Origin of the sequence: Kocuria sp. 2SI, from assembly GCF_005502825.1 — a bacterium.
Lineage (GTDB): Bacteria > Actinomycetota > Actinomycetes > Actinomycetales > Micrococcaceae > Kocuria > Kocuria palustris.
The window spans coordinates 1-22,776 of sequence record NZ_SCNB01000020.1; the positions used below are offsets into that span (position 1 = coordinate 1).

The window sequence follows — 22,776 nt, forward strand, 5'->3', positions numbered from 1 at the left end:
AGCCCGCCCCGACCCCCGCCGAGCCGTCGCGGCCCGGACTCGACATCGAGCGCAACCGCATGCTGATGGTCGATTACCTCGAGAACGCCTGGAACCGCCAGGACTTGGAGTATGCCAAGCGCGCCGTCCACCCCGATGTCGTCTTCCACGACCAGATCCGCGAGGGGCTGCCGCCCGGGCACGAGGGCATGTTCCAGGCCATGCACCGCGTGTTCGAGGCCGTCCCGGACTTCCACGTGGAGATCACCGAGATGATCTGCGAGCGCGACCTCGTCACGGTCGTCTTCCACGGCTCCGGCACCCACACCGGCACCTTCATGGGCTACCCGGCCACGGGCCGCCCGGTCGTGTTCGACTCGATCAGCATCGTGCGCTGGTCCGATGAGGGCCAGATCATCGAGGGCTGGCAGGAGGCCGATCAGATGGGCATGGCCCAGTCGATCGGCATGATGCCCTCGGGCTCCATGCCCAAGCCGATGGCCTACGCCATGTCCTTCGGCACGCGGCTGTCCGACCGCCTGAAGAAGCGCCGATGACGGCCTGGCTGGCCTTCCTCTGGCTGTTCGTCCCGGGCTTCACCGCCTGCGCCGAGTTCGGCTCCTACGCGTTCGTGCACCCGGTGCTGCGCCAGCTCGACCGGCAGAACCACGTGATCGCCGAGAAGGGGCTCGTGAAGACCTTCGGGCGGATCATGCCCGAGCTCATGACGGCCTCGCTCGTGCTGCTGATCTCCGGGGCCGTCGACCTGGGCGGAGCCGCCCTGCCCGTTCTGGCGGCTGTGCTCTGGGGCATCGCGCTGGTCACCACGATCATCGTGAACGTGCCGATCAACTTCCGGACGCACTTCTGGCAGGACGACGAGTCCACGGCAGGAGCCTGGTCCGGCATGCGACGGCTCTGGGAGGTCTTCCAGGGCGTGCGCTCGTGGCTGTTCCTGATCAGCTTCGCCCTGATCTGCGCGCACGTGGCCATCGTCTGATCGCATCTTGCCCGCTCCGAACCCGCGCCTGCGCACCCTGCACGACGACCTCCAACATGACGATGCCTCCGGGCAACCCCTGCACGACGACACCCTCGAGAGGACCCCTGTGATCCCCCTGCGTCCCGGTGCCCGCCTGGCGGCCGGCATCCTCCTGCTCGCCATCATTGGCATCGAGTTCGGCGGCAACTACGGCCTGTCGCTGATCCTCGATCCCGGTGAGACCACCGAGTTTCAGACCACCTTCGCCCGGGCGGGGCACGGCCACGCCGGCGTGCTCGCGATCCTGGGCCTGATCACGATCTGCCTCACCGAGCAGACCCGCTATCGCGGCGCGGCCCTGCTGCTGGCGCGCTGGTCGGTGCCGGCCTCGGCGATCCTGATGCCCGCAGGATTCTTCCTGTCCTCGGCAGCCCCCGGTGCCACCGAGCCCAACGGGCTGTTCTCCCTGATCTACGTGGGCGCGGCCTTCCTGACGCTCGGGCTGATCATGCTGGGCATCGGGCTGCTGCGCCCGGCGCCCGAGAGGCTCGCGACCGCGACCGCGACCGCCTGAGTCCGTCCGCCGTCAGACCTTTCCCGCGCACGCTCGCTCCTGCGCCACGCCGCGGTCTCACGCCTACGTGCCTCAATGCGACTCCGCAGCTGCTGAGCGCACCGAAGCACGTAGGCGCGGGATTCTGCCGGCCAGGGACGCTGTGCTCAAGCGCTGAACAGCGCCTGCAGCTGCTGGGTCACAGCCTCCAGGTGCTCCTGGGCGCGGATCCGGGCCTCGGGAAGCTCAGCCCGGTGCTCGAGGCGCACGACCGTCTCGAGATAGCACTTGAGCTTGGGCTCCGTGCCCGAGGGCCGCACGATGACTCGGGTTCCGTCCTCGCTCAGCAGGCGCATGCCCTCGGTGGGCAACAGGTCCGAGTCCGGCTCCGGGTGCGCCAGGTCCTCGACGGAAGCCACAGCGGAGCCCGCGAGCTCGCGGGGCGGGTCCTCGCGCAGCCTCGTCATCATCCGCGGGATCAGCTCCAGATCGGACACTCGGATCGACAGCTGCGACGTGGCGTGCAGGCCGTGGCGCAGGGCGAGGTCGTCGAGCTCGTCGACCAGCGTGCGCCCCTGCGCGGCCGCGGTCCGGGCCAGCTCGGCGATCGCCACGGCGGCGGTGATGCCGTCCTTGTCGCGCACGATCTCTGGAGCGGTGCAGTAGCCCAGCGCTTCCTCGTAGCCATAGACCAGCCCGGGAACGCGGGCGATCCACTTGAAGCCGGTCAGCGTCTCGCGGTGGGCCACTCCGGCCTCGGCGGCCATGCGTCCCAGCAGGCGCGAGGAGACGATCGAGTTCGCCAGGACCGGCGCGGACGGCTGCGCCTCCGCCGTCTCGGAGGGCGATGCCGAGGCGGCCGGACCTGCCGCCTGCGCAGTGCCCGCGGCAGAGGCGGAGTCGGCGGCCCCGGCCAGGCGACGCAGGGCGGTCACCCCGAGAAGGGCACCGACCTCGTCTCCGCTCAGTGCCCTCCAGCCTCCCTCGGCACGGGGGTCCTCCGGGTCGGGGACGGCCGCCGCGCAGCGATCGGCGTCGGGGTCGTTGGCCAGGATCAGATCCGCGCCGACCTCTCGAGCCAGCTCGAGCGACAGGCTCAGCGCCCCGGGCTCCTCGGGATTCGGGAACGCGGCGGTGGGGAACTCGGGATCCGGTTCGAACTGCTCCGGGACGGGGTGGATGTCGTCGAATCCGGCCTGCCGCAGCGCGGCCAGTGCGGTCGGGCCGCCCACACCGTGCATGGCGGTGAGCACGATTCGCGGGGAGTTGCTGCGCTCAGCCTCCGGATCGGCGACGGCCTCGAGGTACTGCCGGTCGATGTCCTCGGACAGGATCTGCCAGCCGGATTCGGCCAGCTCCAGCTCGCGCAGATCGCCCACGGCCTCGATCCGCTCGGCGATCTGGGCGTCGTGCGGCGGGACGATCTGGCAGCCGCGGGCGGTCGGCTCGACGCAGCGCCCGCCCAGATAGACCTTGTAGCCGTTGTCCGTGGCCGGATTGTGGGAGGCGGTGACCATGATCCCGGTCTCCGCGCCGCGATCGCGCACCGCCCAGGCGAGCAGGGGAGTGGGCAGCGGGCGCGGCATGAGCTCGACGCTCAGCCCGGCGGCGGTGAGCACCGCGGCGGTGTCGCGGGCGAAGTCCGCCGAGCGGTGGCGGGCGTCGAAGCCGATCACGGCCTTCGGCGCCGGCTCGTCTCCAGCCACGGCCAGCACGTGGGCGGCCACACCGGCCGCCGCGCGCTGGACGACGGCGCGGTTCATCCCCATGGGTCCGGCGCCGATCGCGGCCCGCAGACCGGCCGTGCCGAACTGCAGGGTCCCGCTGAAGCGCTCGGCGAGCGTGGCCACGGCCTCCCGCGCCTGATCCTCCGGGGCCGACGGGTCCTGGGCCTGCTCAAGCAGCCCGCGCAGCTCGTCGCGATCATTCTGGTCCGGATCCTGCTCGATCCACTCGCGCACGGCCAGCAGGAGCTTGGCGCCCTCGGTGGCGGCCTGGACCTCAGCGGTGCCGTCGGGATTGTGCTCGGCGCTCATCGGATCTCACCCGCGATGCGCGCGAGCAGCTCGGCGATGCGCGGTCCGGCGGCCTGTCCTGCCTCCACGACCTCCTGGTGCGACAGCGGCGTCTGCTGGATGCCGGCGGCCAGATTGGTGACCAGGGACAGCCCCAGGACCTCCAGGCCGGCGTGGCGGGCGGCAATGGCCTCCAGCGCGGTGGACATGCCCACCAGGTCCGCTCCGAGCACCCCGGCCATCCGCACTTCGGCGGGGGTCTCGTAGTGCGGGCCGGGGAACTGCGCGTAGACGCCCTCCGGCAGCGAGGGATCCACGGTGCGGGCCAGATCGCGCAGGCGCGAGGAGTACAGATCGGTCAGGTCCTGGAAGGTGGCGCCCTCCAGCGGAGAGCGCCCGGTGAGATTCAGGTGATCCGAGATCAGCACCGGCGTCCCGGGAGCCCAGTCGGGGTTGAGGCCTCCGCAGCCGTTGGTGAGCACCATGGTGGAGGCTCCGGCCGCGGCTGCGGTGCGCACGCCGTGGACGACGGCGCGCACGCCGCGGCCCTCGTAGTAGTGGGTGCGGGCCCCGATGACCAGCGCGTGGCGGCCGTCGGCAAGGCGGATCGAGCGCAGCGTCCCCACGTGGCCCTCCAGCGCGGGCTTGGAGAAGCCGGGGATCTCCGGGGCAGGGATCTCCGCGACAGTCTCGCCGAGCAGATCGGCGGCTCCGCCCCAGCCGGAGCCCAGGGTCAGCGCGATCTCGTGGGTCTCGACCCCGGTGCGCTCGCGCAGGGCCTGGGCGGCGCGCTGGGCGAGCTCGAACGGGTCGGTCTGGGCGAAGGGATCGGCGGATGCGAGCTGCTGCGTCACGGTGCGGGCCTCCAGAGGCGGGATCGGTGCTCGTCCTGGCGTCGACCGGCCTGCGGCGCACCGCGTCCCGGTGCGTGCGCGGACCCGGCTGTCGACGCCCTCGTCGTCACTCATCCTGCCAGCGGCCTCGGACGCCGCAAAGCAGATCCGTGCCCGTCGCGACGACAGCTCGCAGCGACAGCGCGGTGACCTCGCGAGGTCCTTCCGAGAAGCGCAGCGCCCGCCCCGCCGCGAGGCGGGACGGGCGCGACGGCCAGTGGTGTCAGCGCTTGCGCTGCTTGGTCCTGCGGATCAGGAAGACGGACAGCAGCAGGAAGGCGATCCCGAAGCCGGCGGTGATGCCGGTGGAGCCCCACCAGTTCAGCGTGCTGCGCTTCCACAGCGGGTCGAGCACGGCGCTGGAGTCATCGACCTCGGGGATCTGCGGAGCGGGCGGCTCGGGGGTCCCGGCATCGCGCGCCTTCTGGGCGGCCTCGTCGTGCTCCTCCTGCAGATCGGCGTTGGCCTCCTCCTGCGGCAGGGTCACCGCGGCCACGCGCACGATCTCGTTCAGATCGCCCGTCTGGCCCATGGCCGCGTATGCCCATCGGGTGGGCACGGCGCGCGAGATGCCGTCGGTGGCACCGTCCATTGCGAAGAGCCCGCCGCAGAAGATCAGCTGCACGACCACCAGCAGCGAGGCCACGTTCATGGCCACATCCGAGCGCGAGACCAAGGCCGAGACCAGGAAGCCCAGCAGCCACGAGGTCATGGTCAGCAGGAACGTCACGATCCACAGCTCGAGCCACATGGGCCCCCAGGCACCCATGGGCTCATTCGGGATCAGCGCGAGCACGGCCAGCACCAGGATCAGCGACTGCACCAGCGATGTGGAGATCGTGACGAGCGTCTTGGCACCCACGTAGGGCCACACGCCCAGGCCTGTGCGGGCCTCGCGCAGGAAGATCCGCTTCTCGTCCAAGAAGGTGCGACAGGCAGGGAACAGGCCCAGGGCGACCGCCGCCAGCAGGATGACGATCAGCAGGATCTGCGGCTGGTTGACCTCGGAGTCCGTGGACTCCGGCATGGTCAGGCCGTGATCGCCGGGCACCACCAGCACGAGGAGGGCCAGCAGCGCAGGCGCCAGCACCGTGGTGATCAGCACCGACATGGCGTCCGTGCGCATGAGCTGGATCTGGCGCCGCAGCAGCACCGAGAGCTGGAACAGGCCGCGTCGCGACGACGCATGCGGGGCGGCCGTGGGCGTCTGGGCGCGGACGCGCTCGCGGGGGGCGTCGTCGTCGTTCTCGTGCCGGAACGCGGCCGCAGCGCTTGCGGGGTCGTCCTTGAGGCCCTTGTAGACCTCGCGCACCTGCGGGCCGAGGCCCTGGGAGCGCTCGAAGTACGGCATCATCCCGGCGGGCTCGCCGAAGTAGGCCACCGAGCCGCCCGGGGCCAGGACCAGGACTCGGTCGGCCAGGTCCAGGTTCGCGGTCGAGTGGGTGATCACCACGACGGTCGAGCCGTCCGCGCCGCCGACCTCGCCGTGGGCCATGCGCCGCAGCAGGTCCATGACCTCGAAGTCCATGTCCGGGTCCAGTCCGGAGGTCGGCTCGTCGAGCATGCGAAAGGGGGGTGGGAAGGAAGACACACCTCATGTCCATGAACACCACCACGAACAAGCTGCTGGAACTGCCCCTGCTGACAACGGAGCTGCGCGCCTCGGTCGAGCAATTGCGAGAGCTCGCCGACGGGGGCTGGGTGTCCTCGATCCTGTACGGGCGGGCCTCGCAAGACCGGCAGAAGCGGATGCGCTCCATCGATGGCCAGATCACTGACATGGTGACCTGGTGCAGCCACTTCGACTGGCGCCCAGACGCCGTCATCCGCGACGCGGACCGATCGGCCTCCCAATGGCGTCGGCGCGAGCGCGAAGGCTTCGACCAAGCGATGGCGCTGATTGAGTCCGGCAAGTACGGCGGGTTCGCCACCTGGGAGCCGTCCCGCGCTGGCCGTGACATGGAGATCTATGTGCAGCTGCGCAAGGCGTGCCAACGGGCCGGAGTCCTCTACCTCACGCACTCCCGGATCTGTGACTTCTCCCGGTCCGATGACACCTTCATGATGGGCATCGAGTTCCTCCGTGCCGAGGCCGATGCGAACACGATGCGTGAGCGCCAGCTGCGGACAGTCAAGATCAACGCGGACAAGGGCCGGCCGCACGGCCGGCTGCCGTATGGGTACCGAAGGGTCTACGACCAGCACACAGGTGTCCTGCTGCGCCAGGAACCAGACCCGCACACGGGGCAGATCGTCCGCGATGCTGCTCGTGAGGTGCTCGCAGGCAAGAGCATGTACTCGATCGCGATGCGGATGCAGGACGCTGGGGAGCCGACGCCGAAGGAGCCGTGGGTCGAGAACCCACGCGGTTGGGACACTTACACGGTGCGGCAGGTGCTTCAGAATCCGACGATTGCCGGGAAGCGGGTCTACCGCGGCGAGGTCATCGGCGAAGCGCAGTGGGAGCCCTTGATCTCGTGGGAGGACTTCCAGAAGATCCAGCGACTCTTCGCCGACCCGGCGCGACGGGTCAAGGGCGGTGGCGGGATGGCGGCGAAGACGCTCATGGTCCACATCGCCCGCTGCCACTACTGCGGCAGGCCCTTGAAGCGAGCCACGCTACGGCGGAAAAACAAGAAGCCCGCGGTGAAGTACCAGTGCCAGTTCCGGGGCTGTTACAAGACGATGATCTCCCAGCCGGGCCTGGACGCCTATGTTGAGCAGGTCGTGCTGGAGTGGTTCCAGAACCCGGCCAACCTGGGGCGCCTCACCGGTGACCATGATGGCGACTGGCTCAAGGCCGCCGACGCGGCTGAACAGCGGCGGGCTGCTCTGCAGGCTCGCCTGGATGAGGCGATCGACCAGTACGCCACCGGGAGTCTGAACCTCGACACGCTCACCAAGCTGGAAGCGGCCCTACGGCCGCAGATCGCTGAGGCGGAGCAGGCGCTGATTCCGCCGGTCACCGACGAACGTGTTCGTGCGTTGGTCACCGCCGAGGACGTGCCGGCGGCATGGGCTGCACTGCCGTTGGCGGAGCGTCGCAAGATCATCAAGGCCGCGTTCAACGTCCGCATCCGCCAGACGCAGAACCGGGGTCAGAACTCGTTCGAAGTAGAACGCGTGCTCATCGAGCCTCGCGCCCTGTAGGTCCTTGGCCCGGGTGCCCGGCTGGTCAGGATGCGTCTCCGCGTAGGCGGTGGCGAACCATCTCGGCCAGCTCGGCACTCATTGGCCCGAACCGATCTGCCGTCGTCTTCGCCGCTTGTCGGATCGTCTCCCGGTCGGCCTCAGTCAGGGCATCACCATCGATCGCTAGACCGCTCGCGGTGGGAGTCTCGGCCTTTGGGGCCGTGTCATTGCTCATGCAGGAGAGGTGCGTCCAGCGCCCCCGCCGCGACTTCCCACGCGTGTCTCCGGACTCGCCCGGTCACGTGCCGCGTAGCGCGTGTGTGACCTCCGTGTTGACACGGATCATCGGGCACCATACGCTGTGAATGAACATTCATTCGCCACTGGATTCCATAGGTCAGAGGGGGCATCATGGTGAACTACTCGACGATCGACCATGCTCTAGGCAGCCCCAAGGGCCGCTACTTCGGACAGGGGCATAGGCGGTCGATCTACTCCTTCACGTCAACCGATATCGCGCAGGGGCGCGTCGCTGGTGTCTGCACGGTTGGCCAGGAGGGCCTGTGGTCGGCCAAGGAGACGGGCACAGTCTCGCGACACCTCAGCACAATCGACGCGGTTTCCCTGGCTGGCCTAGCCCTCGAAGCCGTCTTTCAACTCGAACCAGTCGTCGTCGAGTCCCTGTTCGTCACCGATGTCTCCATTCGTGCAGGGTCGGCGGCCACCGAGGACCTCAGCGCGGTCCCGCTAGAAGCCGCGGTCACTTGGAACCTCGCCACGAGAGCGTTTGATTGCAGAGTGTCGGTCGGCACGATGAAGTTGACCCTGACAGTTAAGGCCGTGCCGGGACCGTTGTTCACAGCTAGCGCGGACAGTGCGCCTAAGTTCTTTGCGCAACACTTGCAGAATCGCATCCAGCACATCAGCGATATTGATATCGACTGCGACGCGGGAAGAATGCAGGCTAAGCTCGGAGCGCTTACGGTCGGGCATGGGCCTTCGAGTAACTACAGTGGACTCCAGTCCGCACATTACGAGCTTTTCTCGATCTCGGAGGCGATAATTTGTCTCGCGCAACTTGCGCAGACCATGGCGTACGAGTTCGACCAGTTATCTCGCGACGAGAGCGCTGTGTTCTGGCTCAGGCGACTCAACGTTTCGCTGGCTGAACCTCGACTTCGAGTGGGGCAGCTCGTCGATGTCGACGTTCGCGTCGCGAAGACCAACGAGTTGCGGATCGCCGGTGAACCCTGGCGCACGTTGCGACTTACGGCCGACGCACATGGCGTGAATGCGCTTGCTGACGTCGCGCACGCCTTGCCGAAGCGGGCGGACGCATGACGCTCACAGGCAAGCGTATAGTCATCTCGGGAACGTACTCGACTGGAAAAACAACAACGGCGACCGCTTTGTCAAAGGCGACTGGCGTGCCACTCGTTCGGGCTTTGTCGGCGCGAGAGATTCTCACATCTCTATACCCAGGGCGAAAGTTCCAACACATGAGCGCCGAAGAACTGCTTGCCCTCGGCCTCCGTCGGCTAGGCGAACGGTTGCGAGCCGAAACAGAACTGCGAGTGGACGGCGGCAGTTTCATCTCCGACGGATCAGTCCTCAATGAATGGGCGTACGCCGCCGTACGGACCCGGATCGGAATTAACCCAGGTGCCCCCATCTCGCAGCAGATTATCAAGGGTGCACTGACGATTCCATCTCTGCCGTTCCTCCGGCGCTACGCCAATGCCTATGGCGTCATGGCAAGGCTCCATACCCGTGAGTCTTACACCGATGTCGTTCATCTGCCCATCGAGTTTGACATGAATCCAGACGGCCACCGCCCAGTGTCCGAACGGTATCGGCGCATGTCCGACAGGGATCTACTCCATGAGTTTCAGATGCTCGATCTGCCGGTGCACACGGTTAGCGGGACCATCGAACACCGCGTCGAGACCGCGATACGTGCCCTCGATCTCCCGCAAGTTCGCTCGATACCAGACGCAGTCGAAGCCGCCCGCACCGAGATCGCCGCCAGCCGAGAAGAAGTCGCACGCCGCATTCTCGAGCAGGACCCCAAGCTCTCGCTTCGTCAAAAGGCAGCGCTCATCTTCCGGTTCTGACACGACCACCCAGGGAAAGGAATCATGGCTCTCATCTCACTCACGGACGTGGTGAAAAAATACGCCGCGGGCAAGCAAGAAGTCACTGCACTTGACGGCATCAGCTTCGACATCGGAGCGCGAAAGTTGACCATTGTGCTCGGCCCGTCCGGCTCGGGTAAGTCGACTGCTCTTAACATGCTCGGCGGAATGGATACCCCCACGTCAGGCACTGTCCGGGTCACCGGCAAGGAAGTCAGCAGGTTCAGCGACAAAGAGCTGACCGCGTACCGGCGCGATCAGGTCGGTTTTGTTTTCCAGCACTACAACCTCATCCCGAACCTCACCGCCGCCGAGAACGTCGGCATTGGCGCACAGTACGCCAAGGACGCTATGACCCCATCGCAAGCACTAGAAAGCGTTGGCCTCAGCGGTCGTGAACGCTCGTTCCCTTCCGAACTCTCGGGAGGGCAAATGCAGCGTGTCGCGATCGCCCGCGCAATCGCGAAGCGTCCGCAGCTTCTACTCTGCGATGAGCCCACAGGCGCCCTCGACTCAGGTACCGGGCGTTCTGTCATCGAGCTGCTCCGTTCCATCGCCGACACCACCGAAACAGCAGTCGTCGTCGTTACGCATAATGCATCAATCGCCCAGATCGGCGACGCCACCGTAACTCTGCACGATGGCCAGGTCCAGGCGCACGTGGAGAACCAGACCCCGAAGTCGGTCGAGGAGATCGACTGGTGAGCAAGTACCTCTTCGTCAAACTGCTGCGCGATCTTCGGCGCTACTGGTCACAGTTCATCGCTGTCTTCCTGATGGCGATGCTGTCCGTACTCATCTATACCGGGCTCGAAGGCGCATGGAACGGCCTGAACAAGCAGCTCGACAGCTACGCGACCGATACCGGTCTCGCCGACACCTGGGTGACACTCACCGGACCCAACGAGAGCCTGGTTGACGACATCTCGGCCCTGCCCGCCGTTCGCGCCGTCGAGGAGGCCACCTTCTTCAGCGCCGGAACATCGCTCGGAGAGGATGACGCAACCCTAGAGGTCGAAGTCCTCTCCGATGACAACGCTCAAATCTCTCGTCCGACCGTGGTCGACGGTTCGAGGCCCGACCCTGACAGCAACGGCATCTGGATCGCCCACCCCTTCGCGGAAGCCCACGACCTCCAAGTCGGCGACCCCCTCAGCATCGACATCGGCACCACCACGACGACACTTGACGTTCAGGGTATCTTCTACTCGCCCGAGAAGCTCTACTACACCGGCACTCCCTCGCTCGTCGCCCCGGAACCCGAACTGTTCAGCTACGCAATCCTCCCTGAAGCCGAGTTCCCGTCCGAACAATCGTTGGTTCCGACTAGCACCGTGCTGCGCGTCGATGCTGATCACACCGACGCTCTACGCGATGACATCATTGATATCGCTGGCGACGACCTCGTCCGTGTCACCGACCGCGAGACGAACGATGCAGTTTCCACCGCATTCGACCGTGTCGATCAGATTCGGAACCTGTCCGTCCTCTTCTCCTTCATCTTCGTCCTCCTAGCGATCTTGGCGATGTACACTTCCACCCGCCGCCTGGTCGACATGCAGACCCGAGAGATTGCCACGCTCAAGTCACTGGGCTACTCGGCCCGCAGCATCGGCACCCACTTCAGCCTCTACGGCCTCGTGGCCGGAGGAGTCGGGGCGGCCCTGGGGCTGATGATTGCTCCGGCGATCTCGACATACGTCCTGAGCACCCAGCAGGCCATGCTCTCGATGCCCGAATGGTCGATCGGCTACACGGCCATTCCACTCGCAGTCCTGGTCCTCGTCGTCCTGGTGTGTACGCTGGGCGCGTTCTTGGCAGCTCGTCCCTCGTTGCGCGGCGTACCCGCGGAGCAACTGCGCCCCGGCATCGCACGAGGCAGGCACATTCTTCTCGAGCGCTTTAAGGGCCTGTGGGAGCGCACGAGCTTCGGCAGCCGCTGGGCCTGGCGCGACAGCGGAACCAACCCTGCACGATTCCTCATGGGCATCATCGCCGTCGCAGGCAGCCTCATGCTACTCTTCGCCGGCTTCGGCATGGCCGACAGCATGAACGGCCAAGTCCGCAGCGCCTTCGTGGAAGAGAACACCTATGAGGCACGCCTGACCCTCTCGCCGAATGCGCCCATAGATGAACTTGAGGACATCGCACAGGACTCGCAACTTACTCAGGAACTCATCGTCCGCACAGAGCCATCCGATGGATTCGACAGAGTCATTACGATCCTCGACTCCGGCGACTTCGTACACCTTCACACCGTGGACGGGCAACCAGCAGACCTGGACGAGATCGCCGTGACCGAGGCCACTGCCGATCGCCTCGACCTCACAGCAGGCGACACCGTCGAGATCTCGCTACCGGCGGGCAGCGGGCAGCTTGACCTCACGATCGGCCAGATCATCGATGGGAGCGCGCCGCAGGGGTTCACTATGTCGCGCGAGGCCTGGGAATCTCTCGACCAGGACTTCATTCCCACGACGATGCTCGTTGGAGCCGACGCACCACTCAACGAACTCAGCGAACACGACGGAGTCGTCAGCACACTCAAGCTTGAAGACCAGCGTGCCAACGCTTACGCAATGGTCGAGGACCTTGGCGGCATCTTCATGCTTATCCGCGTCTTTGCAATCCTGCTGGCAGTGATCGTTCTCTACAGCCTCGGTTCGCTCGCCTTCACCGAAAGGGTCCGCGACTACGCAACACTGAAGGTCCTCGGCTTCGGGACCAGGGACCTCCGGGCTCTCGCCGCACGTGAGAACCTGCTCGCCACCGTCCTCGGAGTCGTTGCCGGCATTCCCGCGGGCCTGTGGTTCCTGAGCGTCTATGTCGGCACCTTCTCCACCGCGAGACTGGAGTACACAGCACAGATTGGTGCCATCAGCATCGGCATCGCGACACTGATCGCGGTCTTCTTCTCCCTGCTCACCACCATCCTCCTCGGCCGCAGAATCAGGCGAGTGGACATGGTCAGCGCACTCAAGGGCATCGAATAGGCGACCGATCGAACTGCCAACGCTGGGGGGCGAAGCGACGAGTCGCTTCGCCCCCCAGCAATGTCGCCCAGCCCTGCAGTCAGAACTATTCAGACTGGGTATGGGCAGAACGGGAGAATATCGCGGCCTGCACGATGTGACCCTGGACCAAGGCAAGAAGCAACTTGCTCAAGTCGCGCCCCCCCCGGTCGGTGGGGAGCTCCCCCCGCTGCTTCCACACCTCGACCAGCGGCAGACTTGCTTCAACCATCGTCTCGTACCGTTCACACACAAGGTCAGCAAGCTTCTCGTTACGGCTGGTCTCCGCCCAACTATGTAGTACGAGATGTGCCCGAAGTTTGCCGTCTGGTGTCGAAGGCAGAGACCCACGTACCGCGTCTAGAAACTCACTCAAGGGCGGCACCGGCTCCCGACCCACCATCGCCCCAACAACCGCGCCGATCCCGTCCAGCGCTCGCTCCGCAGTCGCAACGATCAAGTCGTCCTTACTGCCGAAGTACTGATATACAGTTCCCGCAGCAAGACCCGACTCTGAGATGATCTCGGCCATCGATGTCGCGTGAAATCCTTGCGCGGCGAACTTTGTAGTAGCGGCAGACACGATCAAATCTCGGCGTTCAGCTCGCGCATCGTCACTAAGTTTGGCCACCATCAACTCCTTAGGTCGTGACCACACATGCAGCGCCCAGGCCGCGAACACCGTCTCGGCCAGTCTACGCCAGCTGCCGACCCCTGCGCTCGGCAACAAGTACCGCCCCAGGGCTTCCGTGCTGGTCAGAGACCAGGATTTCAAGCCGACGGCCCGGTACTACTCCCCGCCTGAGTGGGTCCGCCGATCCTTCCAGCCGCCAGGAGATCAAGAAGGCGACCGCTCTCCTCCCTGATCCTGGGCCATGATTCTCGTCGGGACCAGGTGCCGCTGCATCTATGCTCGCAGGCAACCGGACCTGAGTCGGCCTGTGCGCACCTTGACCGGTGCTCGCCCGGAGTTCGAGATCGAGCGCGCTGGAGGCGCCTCCGTCTCCTCGAAGGCACGTTGTCTCCCGCTAACCGAAGCTGTGGGGCCAGTCCAAACGAACCAGAAGCCGCTCCAATCGGTGTTCAGAACAGACGACGTGCACCCGCCTACCTCGGGCGCCGGCCTCGAAGCGGGAAGCGCGCCACAAGTAGGCGGTTGCGACCCGCGGGGGCGCCGGGAACGTCGTGGACACTCCTCACTGCGGGCGACCAAGAGCGCGAAGCCACCAGCGTCACGGGGGCGCTCAGACTGCCAGTAGGTAGCTGGTCATCGATCAGCCCTGACAGATCACAGGACGGTGACTCTGGTCACCGCCCGAATGTGGCCACCATCACGCGGGGACGGAAGCCGTTCCGGCTGAGGTGTTTCCGAGCGCATAGACTCCCGATCATGGGTAGAAAGTTCGTAGAGCACCTTGTCGATGATCTCGACGGTACCGTGATGGAGCCCGACGAAGGCGTGACGGTGACATTCAGTCTCGAAGGTCGCGCGTACGAGATCGACCTCACGCATGCGCACGCTCAGCAGTTGCGCGAGACCTTGGAGCCGTATGTGACCGCAGGGCGGAGCTCGAGGCGTCAGGCAGCGGCGCGTGGGCGTTCAGCGTCGTGGTCTCGCGCCTCGGCGCAGCGGAAGGGTTACAACCTTTCTGCGATCAGGGCCTGGGCGCGAGAGAACGGCCACGACGTTTCTGATCGGGGCAGAGTCCCGAACTCCGTCATCGACGCATACGAGGCGGCACAGTAGAGTCCGGCACGCTCTCGTACCCGTCGCGGGACCCTACTGTGTCGCTCTCGTTTTAGTCTTGGACACTAGAACGTCCCTGCATGCTTCCCTTCATCGCCTCAAGCTACGCGCGGGTCCTGGGGCTCCGGCACCGCCGGAGATTCATCCGGCGTAGGTCGATGCAGGCTGTTCATCGGTGAGGGTGTGCTGACTCTTCTGGTGATGCTGTACGCGTTCGCGGAGTCGGACCGCGGCGAGGTGGATGAGGCTGAGGGGGCCAATCCAGATGAACTTGAACCCGGAGATGATGCAGATGAGCACGACGAGGTGGAGCAGACCAGTGGCGCCGTTGTCGATGGCGACGGTGCACCAGTAGGCGATCGCGAAGTACGGGATCGCCAGCAGCATCGCGGGCACGCCCCATTTGAGGCCGCGCCGGGTGCGGATGGCGTTGAGGATGAGGTTGCTGGGCAGCCACGGGCTGATGACCAGGGTGTAGCGGGTCGTGATGAACACGCCCACGGCGATGGCGGCGAACCAGATGAGAGCAAGCACGACACAGTCCTTCCTACGTGGACGGCGACGTCACGTATAGAAGGACTCACCCAAGCGGCTCCTCGGGGTCGTCAACTACCAGTCGGGCTGGTAGCGCAGGCAATTTTCACTGCCGCCGTGTCACTGATTTTACCCCGCCCACCGACCGAACGGAAGGGTACTGCCCGGCGCGCGGCCGGTGGCGGTGGTGTACCTGCCCGGTGGGAGGTGACCGGGACCATGGCCGTATCCGAGGAGCAGTTGGCATTCGACTTCGACGAACTCGCCCGCGAGGAGGCCTGGCAGCACGCTGGGCAGTGGCAGGGCGCGCCGCTGCACTTCACCACGGACTACTACCCGCCGGGCGAGCTGGTCGAGGCATTCGAGCACTGGTGCTTCCTCTACAGCCACTTCGACTCCTACGCCCGCAGTCACATGTGGCATCGCGGGATCGCCCACGACCAGAGCACCGAACTGGGCGAGCACTCCGGGGAGATGTTCACCGCGGAACTGCGGCCCGACCACGGGGAGGAAGGGCCCGGCGATCTCCTGTATCAGATGATCTGCGAGCCGTGCGGCTGGCACTCCATCGCGGGCAACGAGAACGCCACGGTCGAGGCGTGGCACGACCACGCGCTTCCGGGCTGGCGGGATCTTCCCGTGGTCCCCGGCAAAGTGATCGCGCGCACCGAGACCGGTCTGAGCAAGGTCGGGCGCGTCTGGATCACCGAGCGCTACCCGCAGCACATGCAGATACCCGGTGCTCCGATCATCACCGAGCGGGCACCGTACGGCACCCGTCACGTACCGGGCCGCTCACCCTGGGGCGGCTACGACTTGTCCTCCACCGCCCTCGACGCCCCGGCCACTCCTCGCGGTGAGACCGTACGCCTTGAGCGTGCGGTGCCGTCCTTCGACCCAACGGCCGCGCCTGCGCGGGAGCCGGTGCGCGGCCGCTCCCTGACCGACTGATACCCGTGGTCGACGTACCGGAGGGGCGTGGCTCAGGTGATCTCGCCGGTGTCAGGGTTGATGCGCTGGTAGACCGCTTCCTCGGCTTTCCGACGCCGTTCGACATCGTCGAGGACGAAGGCGACGAAGTCCTCGTCCCGATCGGTGATCGGGGTCTCCTCGATGGGTGGGGCGGCCTCTTCGCCCGGCCAGGTCGTCTGCCGGGTGGGCCGGTCGCGGTCGAGGCGGGTCCCGGAAGCGGCGACCCAGTCGCGCAGCCGCTGGCGGGCATCGGCAAAATCCCTGTGCCAGCCCAGCGGCGCGCTCCCGTTCTGCTCCGGGTCGTAGGCGCACAGCCAGTGCGTGTGCAGCGCGGAGAGTTCCCACACGAGTTCGGCGTGGCGGTGCCACATCGGTGGGATCACCGAGGCCGGGAGCCCGTAGCAGCCACGAAGCCAATCGACCCAGGCGTTGAGCTCGAGCCAGGCGAACTCCGCCTCGTCCGCCCGCAAAAGGTTCCAGTTGACCGGGGCCGGCGGGTCATCGGCCATCGACGCGGGGCGGGGCTGGGTGAACTCCTCCCCGTCGAAGGGCCCCATGGGCGGGGTCTCGTCGTGCGGGTCGTCGTGGTCGGTGCTCATCGTCCGACCACCGCGCTCGGTGGTGCCTGTACTGGCCGCTGGGGCGGGTCGAAGGCCTGCCCGGCGTTGTCCACCATGGCGGGTTGCCGCTGCGGGGCTTCCTGGGCCTGGGATCGCTGGGGTGGCGTCCGGTTCAGGCCCTGGCCGGGCCCGGAGGCATGCGGCCAGGTATGGCGGATGACATCGGCGACGAACTCCTCTTCCCGGAGCGTCCCATCGGGCCCGGGCTCGGGGGTGTGCTGGTAGCCGGAGGCGAGGAACGGGTCGCGCTTGTTGAAGTTCTGGTAAGCATATTCGGCTTCCTGACCGAAGATGACCAGGTTGTGGAACGACGGCGGCAGCCGCGTCCAGGACCCGTCCTCCTCCGGCCGGGAGTGCAACTGCTTGAACCGGGCGTAGAAGCGGGCGATGCCCGTCTTGCCGTAGGTGAGCTTCGGTTCGGTGGCGATGTAGCCGCGCACCGAGGTGCCGGTCTGCATCTGCGCCTGCTGTGCGTCCATCATGTTCTCCTGATCCGTACGACCCCGGCCGGTGTCCTGCTGGGGTGACGACAGGAAGGTGCACGCGCTCTCCCCGGAACCGCCGCGTCCTGTTAGAGGTGGGGTGTTGGCGGGTCGGGTCGGTGTCCGGGAGGACGGGTGGGCTCGGCGATCGAGGCGGGCTCGCGGTGCGGGTTAGGGTGCACGCCCAGGGCAGGGCGGTGGCCGCGCACCGCCTCGACCGTGAGACCTGGCTCGTCACGGGGCGGGGGCTCGGGCTGGCCGTGGTGGGTGACGTCGTCGTTCATGGTCGCCAGCTGTGTCTGCACCCGGTCGAGATCGGCTTCGGCCGTGGCAAGGGCCTCGGCGTGGCGGAAGGGCTCCCCGATGCGCTGCCCGGCCTCCGCGGCGGCCTCGCGCGCGTCGTCGAGGTCGCGTTGGGCGTGCTCCAAGAGCGTGGGGATGCCCGCGGCCCGGTTCTCGATGCGCTGGATGAGGCCGATGCCACCGTCGAGGAACCCCGACCGGCTCATGACGAAGCCGGTGCGCGGCACACCGGCGAGTTCGACCTCGACATGCGGTTCGTCGCCGAGAGCAGGCCGGGTGGAGACGGTGACGTCGAATCCCGAGACCTGGCCGAGGACCCCGAAATCCCGGGCGGCGTACTTCGGTGCCCAGGCCAGCCCCGAGCCTTGCGCCCAGGCTCCCACCGCCGTCGCAGCATCGGCGCGGGAGTCGTAGACGCTCTCGCCGATGCGCATCCGGAATCGGTCTCCGGAGGTGTCGGCGACCTGCGGGAGTGCCGCCTGCAGGCCGGTGATGTCGTGCTCGGCGCGGCGGGCGTCCTCACTGGCCCGGTCGCGAGTGTGGGCGAGCATCGCCTGGGACCGGTGGTGCGCGCGCTCGAGGCGCCGCAGCCGGGTGACCTCGGTCTGGATCGTGGCATGCTCCAGCAGCAGCGGGTTGCCGCTGGAGATGGCTTTGGCCTCGGCCGCCGACAGGGCTGAGGAGTCGATCTCCTCGATCTCGCGGGCATCGAGGCTGCCGCGCATGATCTGGGCGATGAACCTGGCTTTGCGCTCCACGCCTTGCCACATGTAGGAGTCGAAGGAGCGCTCGGTGACGAGCCTGACGATCGCGACCTGCTCGTTCTGGTTGCCCTGGCGCAGGATGCGGCCTTCGCGTTGGGCGACGTCGGCTGGCCGCCACGGGCAGTCGAGGTGATACAGGGCGAGCGCGCGATTTTGCACGTTTGTGCCCATGCCCATTTTCTCCGTCGAGCCGATCAGCACGGCGATGTGGCCGGCGCGTGCGGCAGCGAAAAGTCTGGCTTTCTCGACGTCGGTCTTGGCTTCGTGCATGAACCGGATCGCCTTGCCGGGCATGCCCCGCATCACCAGTTGCGCGGCGAGCTCGTCGTAGGCGTTCCACCGGTCCGGGTGCGGGGTGCCGATATCGGAGAACACCAGCTGCAGGCCCCCGCGTACCGGTGAGGGCTCCCCGGTGGACGGGTCGAGGTACTCGCGGTCGCGGGTGGCCTGCCAGGTGTCGGCGATCATGTCCGCGGCGACGTCGATCTTCGTCGGCCCGGTCGGGTCCTGCGGCAGGACCATCCGGATGTCGAGCGCGGCTTTTCTACCGTCGGTGGAGATGACCAACATGTTGTCGTCGCTGGGTGATACGGCCCGTGAGGCGACTTTCTCCGCGCGGGTGCCGAGCTGGGCGACGAAGTCCTCGAGTTCGACCGTGGGTGGGACCGGGATCGTGGCCGGGACTCTCTGTCCGTCTTCGCGCGCGGTGATCTCTGGTACCGGCAACTGGAGGTCGTCTGCGGTCTTGACATCGGCGAACACGCTGAAGATCCGCAGCATCTCGGGGACATTGGTGAACTTCGCGAACCTGGTTTTCATCCGGAAGTTCGTGCCGGTGGGGTCCATCTCCATCTGCGTGATCGTCTGCCCGAAGGTGGCTGCCCACGCATCGAAGGACTCCACCCCGGCGGCTTCGAGGAGGTCCGGGCGCATGTAGCGTTCCATGACGTAGGCCTCGGTGATGCTGTTGGCGATCGGGGTGGCCGTCGCCCCGGTCACGACTCGCTCCTTGCCCTGGGAGCGGAGGTATTCGAGCTTCATGTGCAGATCGGATGCGCGTGCGCTGCCCTCGATCGCGGCATCCCGGATATTGGATTCCGTCGAGAGGTTCTTGTACATGTGCATCTCATCGATCACGACGTAATCGATGCCCGTATCTTCGAAGGACACACCCTGGTCCCGGTCGGTGTCCAGACGCGACTTCAGCTTGTTCTCCAAGCTCAGCAGCTTGCGCTGGATGCGCTTGACGCTCATCGCGTCCTCGCCAGTGGCATCTTCGAGGACCCGGCGGACCTTGTCGATCTGTGCCCGCAGGTAGGCCTGCTGGGTCTCCTCCCGCAGGCCGATCTTCGCAAAAGCACCCTGGGTCATGACCACCGCGTCCCAATCGTTGGCCGCCGCCCGCGCGACGAACTGCCGCCTCTTATCGGCGGTGAGGTCTTTGGTGGACGCGGCGAGGATGCGGGCCCTTGGGTAGATCTGGAGCCATTCCCTCCCGACCTGTTCGAGCATGTGATTGGGCACCACGACGACGGGTTTGCGCACCAGTCCCATCCGCCTCATCTCCATGGCACCCATGACGAACTCCGCGGTTTTGCCCGCCCCGACCTCATGGAACAGACCCGTGGCGGGCTCAGCGATCATCCGGGCTACCGCGGCCCGCTGATGCGGGCGGGGTGTGAACGACTCCGCCACCCCGGGCAGGGTGAGGTAGCCTCCGGCATCGCTGTAGTCGCGCAACACGATCGAGTTGAAGCGGCGGTTGTACTCCTCGACGAGTACCTGGGCGCGGGCGGGGTCTTCCCACACCCATTCGCTGAAGCGCTCCTGGAGCTGCTCGGCTTTTTCCTGCGCGGCGACGGTTTCGACCTGGTTGAGCACGGGCCGTTTACGGCCGTCGGCGTCTTCGATCTCGTCGTAGACCAGCAAGGTCTTCTGCTCCATGAGCGCTTGGGCGATGTCCGGGGCCGGCCGGCGTTCGGTGCCCCACTCCGAGGTCGACAGCAGGCCCTGCCTGCCGCCGCGGACCTCCCACATCCCGCTCATCGGGTTCTCCACGCGCACGTCCGGGGCACGCAGCAGCTCGCGCAGGAACCTCTCGTGGATCTCGGCGCTGATCCACACCGCCCCGAGGCGGGCGGTGATGTCCTCGACCCCCAAGGGGTCCGGCAGCACCGCGGTCAGCGCCTCGACGTTGGCCGTGAAGGAGGGATCGGTCTCGGCGCGGGCTTCGGCGGCGTCGAGCTTCGTGCGCACGTCACCGGAGAGGTAGGCCGGTGCGTGGACGAGCTCGTCGGTGGCCGGGTCGGTGAACACCAGCCCGGTCAGGGCCTCCCGGGCCTCGGTCTCGTCCATGCCGAGCATGTCCGCGACCAGCGGCAGGTCGATGCTGCCGGTGCGGTCGAGGGACACGGCGATCGCGTCGGCCGGGGTCTCCACGCCCTGGACCTCGGTACGGGGCGCGACCACCCGGCGGGAGAGGATTTCCGCGGGCGTGGCGGTCTGGTCGGTGTCGTCGAAGTTCTCCAACGCCATGACCAGGGGCCCGAACGGGTCGCCGCGCAGCAGCCGGATGGCCCGAGGGACGACGCGGGCGTGGGTGTCCTCACCGGCGTCGTTGGTCCTGCCGGTCCGGCGCAGCGTGTACCTGTTCAAGGGCCCGTAGCGTCCGAGGTACTTCTGGTAGGCCCGGCGCAGGTCCTCCCGTGCGGTGGTGATCTCCGCGGTGTCCTCGGCGGTCGCGGCCTCGGCTTCCAGCAGGCCGGTCGCCGCGTCCCGCAGCCCCAGCAGGGCACGCAGCTCCGTGGTGGTGCTCTTGGGGACCTCGAGCGGTTCGATGCCCCCGGCGGTGACGGTGCCGAACCCCGTGCCGGTGTCGACGATGCTGCCATCCCACCGCTGCGGCGGCGCCGGTTGGCGGGCCACCGGGCGCATCGCCCGCTCCGGTGGGGCGTCGGTGACCGTCAGGCCGGTGCGGCGGGCGGTGAACGTGATCTGGTCGAGGACCTCGGCCAGATCGGCGTCGACCCGGTCCACGTCGCCTGCGACCGTCAGTTCCTGGCGTCCGAACTGGCCGGTGTCCACGCCGATCTGCCCGAGAACATGCTCCGGATGCTGGTCGAAGTAGCGGTTCACCCGCAGGGTCTGCCCGTCCACGGTGATCGGGGTGACGGTCTCCCACAGATCATCGAGGACCGGTTCCCCCTCTCCGCGGCGGCGGAAGAGGAGCAGGTCGGTGACCACATCCGTGCCCGCGGTGCGCCGGTGAGCCCCGGCCGGCAGCCGCACCGCGCCGACGAGGTCGGCCATGAGGTTCATCTCCCGGCGTGCTCCCGGGTTCTGGGCATCCATCGTGTACCGGGAGGTCAGCACCGCCACCATCCCGCCCGGACGCGTCAAGGCCAGGGACTTGAGGATGAAGTGGTTGTGCATCGAGTGCTTGTGCGGGTTGTGGACCCGGTCGTGCAGCGCCACGTCGGCAAACGGCACGTTCCCGACCGTGAGGTCGAAGCCGCCCTCCGGCAGGCGGGTGTCGGCGAAGGACTCGGTGCGGATCTGCGCGTGCGGGTAGAGGGCGCGGCTGATCTGCGCGGTCACGGGGTCGAGCTCGACACCGGTCATCTGCGCGGTCTCGGGAGCCAGGCCGATGAACGTGCCCAGGCCACTGCCGGGCTCGAGCACGCTCCCGCCACGGAACCCGAGCGCGTCCAGGGCGCGCCACATCTGTGTGGCGAGGGCCGGGTCGGTGTAGTGGGCGTTCAGCGTCGTCCGGGCCGCTGCCTCCCACTCCTGATCCGAGAGCAGGCCCCGCAGCTGGTCCCGCTCCGCCTCCCAGCCGGGCTTGACGGTATTGAAGACGTCGGGGACGGCACCCCACGAGGACCAGCGTGCCAGGACCTGCTGCTCCTCGGCCGTAGCGGCGCGGTCCTGCTCGGTCAGCGTGCGTGCGAGCCGGATCGCTGCGATGTTCGCCTGGAACCGGGCCTTCGCCCCGGACGGTGCCAGCTGATCACGGGAGGGCACGAACCGCGGCACCCCCACCACGGCCGCTGGTGGCGGTGGTGGTGTGGGGGTGTCGGTTACGGGGTGCCGGTCACCTCGCGGAGGAACCTCACGTCCGCCGCTTGCCGCAGCACCTCCTGGTGCTCCCGGGCGTACTGGCCCGGGATCTCCGCTGCCAGCAGGCCCTCCAGGAACCACATCGGGATCGCCCAGTCGAGGGCCTTCTGCTCCAGCTCGACCTGGGAGTACTGCGGGTACGGGGAGTCCTGGGTCCGCTCCGCCCACGAGATCAGGGCCTCGTCGGCCGGTCGGGTCTCCTCCCACTCCTGCCGCGCCTCGTCCAGGGGCAGGCTCGGGTCGTGGATCCAGGCCAGCTGGCTCATCACGACCTCCTCCGCGATCCGGTGCGCCGTCATCCGACGCGAGACCTCCGGGAGATAATTGTCCTCCCTCGGGCTCTGTTTCTCCAGGCCCCAGATCCGGTCGTTCTCCAGCCGGGTCGACAGCTCGGTCACCTGCGCCTGGATCTCCTGGCCCAGCTGGGTGAAGAACCAGCTTGGATCCTCCATCGCTGCGACCCGCTCCGGGGCGTGTGCCCTCCAGTGCTCCATCGCCCGTGCCCCGTACTGGTTCATCACTGTCCTCCCGCGGT

General features: G+C 67.1%; 19 protein-coding genes. 10 read left to right on the forward strand and 9 right to left on the reverse strand.

All coding sequences use genetic code 11. The features are described 5' to 3' along the window. The 3 genes from FFS25_RS10590 to FFS25_RS10600 all read left to right on the forward strand — a co-directional run. Positions 1 to 536, forward strand: a 536-nt coding sequence (locus FFS25_RS10590) for an ester cyclase (RefSeq protein ID WP_137802885.1), incomplete at its 5' end; no start/stop codon positions are given. Next, positions 533 to 979 (forward strand): anthrone oxygenase family protein, encoded by a 447-nt coding sequence (locus FFS25_RS10595; RefSeq protein WP_137802886.1) that lies wholly within the window; start codon positions 533 to 535, stop codon positions 977 to 979. The genes FFS25_RS10590 and FFS25_RS10595, both read left to right, overlap by 4 nt. Positions 980 to 986: 7 nt before the next feature. Further along, positions 987 to 1,535 carry a hypothetical protein gene (locus FFS25_RS10600; RefSeq protein ID WP_235586790.1) on the forward strand — a complete coding sequence of 183 codons (549 nt, stop codon included), beginning with the start codon at positions 987 to 989 and terminating at the stop codon, positions 1,533 to 1,535. A 146-nt stretch (positions 1,536 to 1,681) separates the two neighbouring features. On the opposite strand, the gene FFS25_RS10605 is transcribed toward FFS25_RS10600, so the two are convergent. From FFS25_RS10605 to FFS25_RS10615, 3 genes are all read right to left on the reverse strand, one after another. After that, on the reverse strand, positions 1,682 to 3,550 hold the full coding sequence (locus FFS25_RS10605) for a phospho-sugar mutase (RefSeq protein WP_137802887.1): 1,869 nt from the start codon (positions 3,548 to 3,550) through the stop codon (positions 1,682 to 1,684). Continuing rightward, complete coding sequence (locus FFS25_RS10610) at positions 3,547 to 4,383, reverse strand: purine-nucleoside phosphorylase (RefSeq protein ID WP_137802888.1); 837 nt, start codon at positions 4,381 to 4,383, stop codon at positions 3,547 to 3,549. Before FFS25_RS10610 ends, FFS25_RS10605 begins: the two co-directional genes overlap by 4 nt. Before the next feature lie 262 nt (positions 4,384 to 4,645). Continuing rightward, entirely contained in the window at positions 4,646 to 5,986 is a 1,341-nt protein-coding gene (locus FFS25_RS10615) for an ABC transporter permease (RefSeq protein WP_137802889.1), read from the reverse strand. Positions 5,987 to 6,018: 32 nt separating this feature from the next. On the opposite strand from FFS25_RS10615, the gene FFS25_RS10620 reads away from it, so the two are divergent. The 5 genes from FFS25_RS10620 (at position 6,019) to FFS25_RS10645 (ending at position 12,682) form a co-directional block, all read left to right on the forward strand. Further along, a complete protein-coding gene (locus tag FFS25_RS10620) occupies positions 6,019 to 7,572 on the forward strand; it encodes a recombinase family protein (RefSeq protein ID WP_137802890.1) in 1,554 nt (517 codons plus the stop codon). A gap of 393 nt (positions 7,573 to 7,965) precedes the next feature. Next, positions 7,966 to 8,895 carry an AvrD family protein gene (locus tag FFS25_RS10630; protein ID WP_137802892.1) on the forward strand — a complete coding sequence of 310 codons (930 nt, stop codon included), beginning with the start codon at positions 7,966 to 7,968 and terminating at the stop codon, positions 8,893 to 8,895. Further along, entirely contained in the window at positions 8,892 to 9,668 is a 777-nt protein-coding gene (locus FFS25_RS10635) for an AAA family ATPase (RefSeq protein WP_137802893.1), read from the forward strand. The genes FFS25_RS10630 and FFS25_RS10635 overlap by 4 nt, the downstream gene beginning before the upstream one ends. A gap of 24 nt (positions 9,669 to 9,692) precedes the next feature. Continuing rightward, positions 9,693 to 10,394, forward strand: a complete 702-nt coding sequence (locus tag FFS25_RS10640; protein WP_137802894.1) for an ABC transporter ATP-binding protein — start codon at positions 9,693 to 9,695, stop codon at positions 10,392 to 10,394. After that, a complete protein-coding gene (locus FFS25_RS10645) occupies positions 10,391 to 12,682 on the forward strand; it encodes an ABC transporter permease (protein WP_137802895.1) in 2,292 nt (763 codons plus the stop codon). Before FFS25_RS10640 ends, FFS25_RS10645 begins: the two co-directional genes overlap by 4 nt. 85 nt (positions 12,683 to 12,767) lie before the next feature. Here FFS25_RS10645 and FFS25_RS10650 read toward each other — a convergent pair whose 3' ends face one another. Further along, the gene (locus FFS25_RS10650; protein WP_137802896.1) at positions 12,768 to 13,334 is read right to left on the reverse strand and encodes a TetR/AcrR family transcriptional regulator; all 567 of its coding nucleotides are present in this window, start codon (positions 13,332 to 13,334) and stop codon (positions 12,768 to 12,770) included. Positions 13,335 to 14,090: 756 nt separating this feature from the next. Here FFS25_RS10650 and FFS25_RS10655 point away from each other — a divergent pair. Then, positions 14,091 to 14,447 carry a histone-like nucleoid-structuring protein Lsr2 gene (locus tag FFS25_RS10655; RefSeq protein ID WP_137802897.1) on the forward strand — a complete coding sequence of 119 codons (357 nt, stop codon included), beginning with the start codon at positions 14,091 to 14,093 and terminating at the stop codon, positions 14,445 to 14,447. 141 nt (positions 14,448 to 14,588) lie between these two features. On the opposite strand, the gene FFS25_RS10660 is transcribed toward FFS25_RS10655, so the two are convergent. Further along, the gene (locus FFS25_RS10660; RefSeq protein WP_249933866.1) at positions 14,589 to 14,981 is read right to left on the reverse strand and encodes a sulfate permease; all 393 of its coding nucleotides are present in this window, start codon (positions 14,979 to 14,981) and stop codon (positions 14,589 to 14,591) included. A 219-nt stretch (positions 14,982 to 15,200) separates the two neighbouring features. On the opposite strand from FFS25_RS10660, the gene FFS25_RS10665 reads away from it, so the two are divergent. Continuing rightward, entirely contained in the window at positions 15,201 to 15,932 is a 732-nt protein-coding gene (locus tag FFS25_RS10665; RefSeq protein WP_137802898.1) for a DUF6349 family protein, read from the forward strand. Positions 15,933 to 15,964: 32 nt separating this feature from the next. On the opposite strand, the gene FFS25_RS10670 is transcribed toward FFS25_RS10665, so the two are convergent. From FFS25_RS10670 to FFS25_RS10685, 4 genes are all read right to left on the reverse strand, one after another. Next, positions 15,965 to 16,510, reverse strand: coding sequence for a hypothetical protein (locus FFS25_RS10670; RefSeq protein WP_249933870.1), 546 nt, complete (start codon positions 16,508 to 16,510; stop codon positions 15,965 to 15,967). Positions 16,511 to 16,548: 38 nt separating this feature from the next. Beyond that, positions 16,549 to 17,052 (reverse strand): single-stranded DNA-binding protein, encoded by a 504-nt coding sequence (locus FFS25_RS10675; RefSeq protein ID WP_137802900.1) that lies wholly within the window; start codon positions 17,050 to 17,052, stop codon positions 16,549 to 16,551. A gap of 92 nt (positions 17,053 to 17,144) precedes the next feature. Beyond that, entirely contained in the window at positions 17,145 to 22,145 is a 5,001-nt protein-coding gene (locus FFS25_RS10680) for a helicase-like domain-containing protein (protein WP_249933867.1), read from the reverse strand. Positions 22,146 to 22,201: 56 nt separating this feature from the next. Beyond that, complete coding sequence (locus FFS25_RS10685) at positions 22,202 to 22,759, reverse strand: hypothetical protein (protein ID WP_137802902.1); 558 nt, start codon at positions 22,757 to 22,759, stop codon at positions 22,202 to 22,204. Between the last annotated feature and the right edge of the window lie 17 nt (positions 22,760 to 22,776).

Coding starts and splice junctions, on each gene's coding strand:
- FFS25_RS10595 (WP_137802886.1), top strand. CDS start 533: ATGACGGCCTGGCTGGCCTTCCTCTGGCTGTTCGTCCCGGGCTTCACC.
- FFS25_RS10605 (WP_137802887.1), bottom strand. CDS start 3,550: ATGAGCGCCGAGCACAATCCCGACGGCACCGCTGAGGTCCAGGCCGCC.
- FFS25_RS10615 (WP_137802889.1), bottom strand. CDS start 5,986: ATGCTCGACGAGCCGACCTCCGGACTGGACCCGGACATGGACTTCGAG.
- FFS25_RS10620 (WP_137802890.1), top strand. CDS start 6,019: ATGTCCATGAACACCACCACGAACAAGCTGCTGGAACTGCCCCTGCTG.
- FFS25_RS10630 (WP_137802892.1), top strand. CDS start 7,966: ATGGTGAACTACTCGACGATCGACCATGCTCTAGGCAGCCCCAAGGGC.
- FFS25_RS10635 (WP_137802893.1), top strand. CDS start 8,892: ATGACGCTCACAGGCAAGCGTATAGTCATCTCGGGAACGTACTCGACT.
- FFS25_RS10640 (WP_137802894.1), top strand. CDS start 9,693: ATGGCTCTCATCTCACTCACGGACGTGGTGAAAAAATACGCCGCGGGC.
- FFS25_RS10650 (WP_137802896.1), bottom strand. CDS start 13,334: ATGGTGGCCAAACTTAGTGACGATGCGCGAGCTGAACGCCGAGATTTG.
- FFS25_RS10655 (WP_137802897.1), top strand. CDS start 14,091: ATGGGTAGAAAGTTCGTAGAGCACCTTGTCGATGATCTCGACGGTACC.
- FFS25_RS10665 (WP_137802898.1), top strand. CDS start 15,201: ATGGCCGTATCCGAGGAGCAGTTGGCATTCGACTTCGACGAACTCGCC.
- FFS25_RS10670 (WP_249933870.1), bottom strand. CDS start 16,510: ATGGGGCCCTTCGACGGGGAGGAGTTCACCCAGCCCCGCCCCGCGTCG.
- FFS25_RS10675 (WP_137802900.1), bottom strand. CDS start 17,052: ATGGACGCACAGCAGGCGCAGATGCAGACCGGCACCTCGGTGCGCGGC.
- FFS25_RS10685 (WP_137802902.1), bottom strand. CDS start 22,759: ATGAACCAGTACGGGGCACGGGCGATGGAGCACTGGAGGGCACACGCC.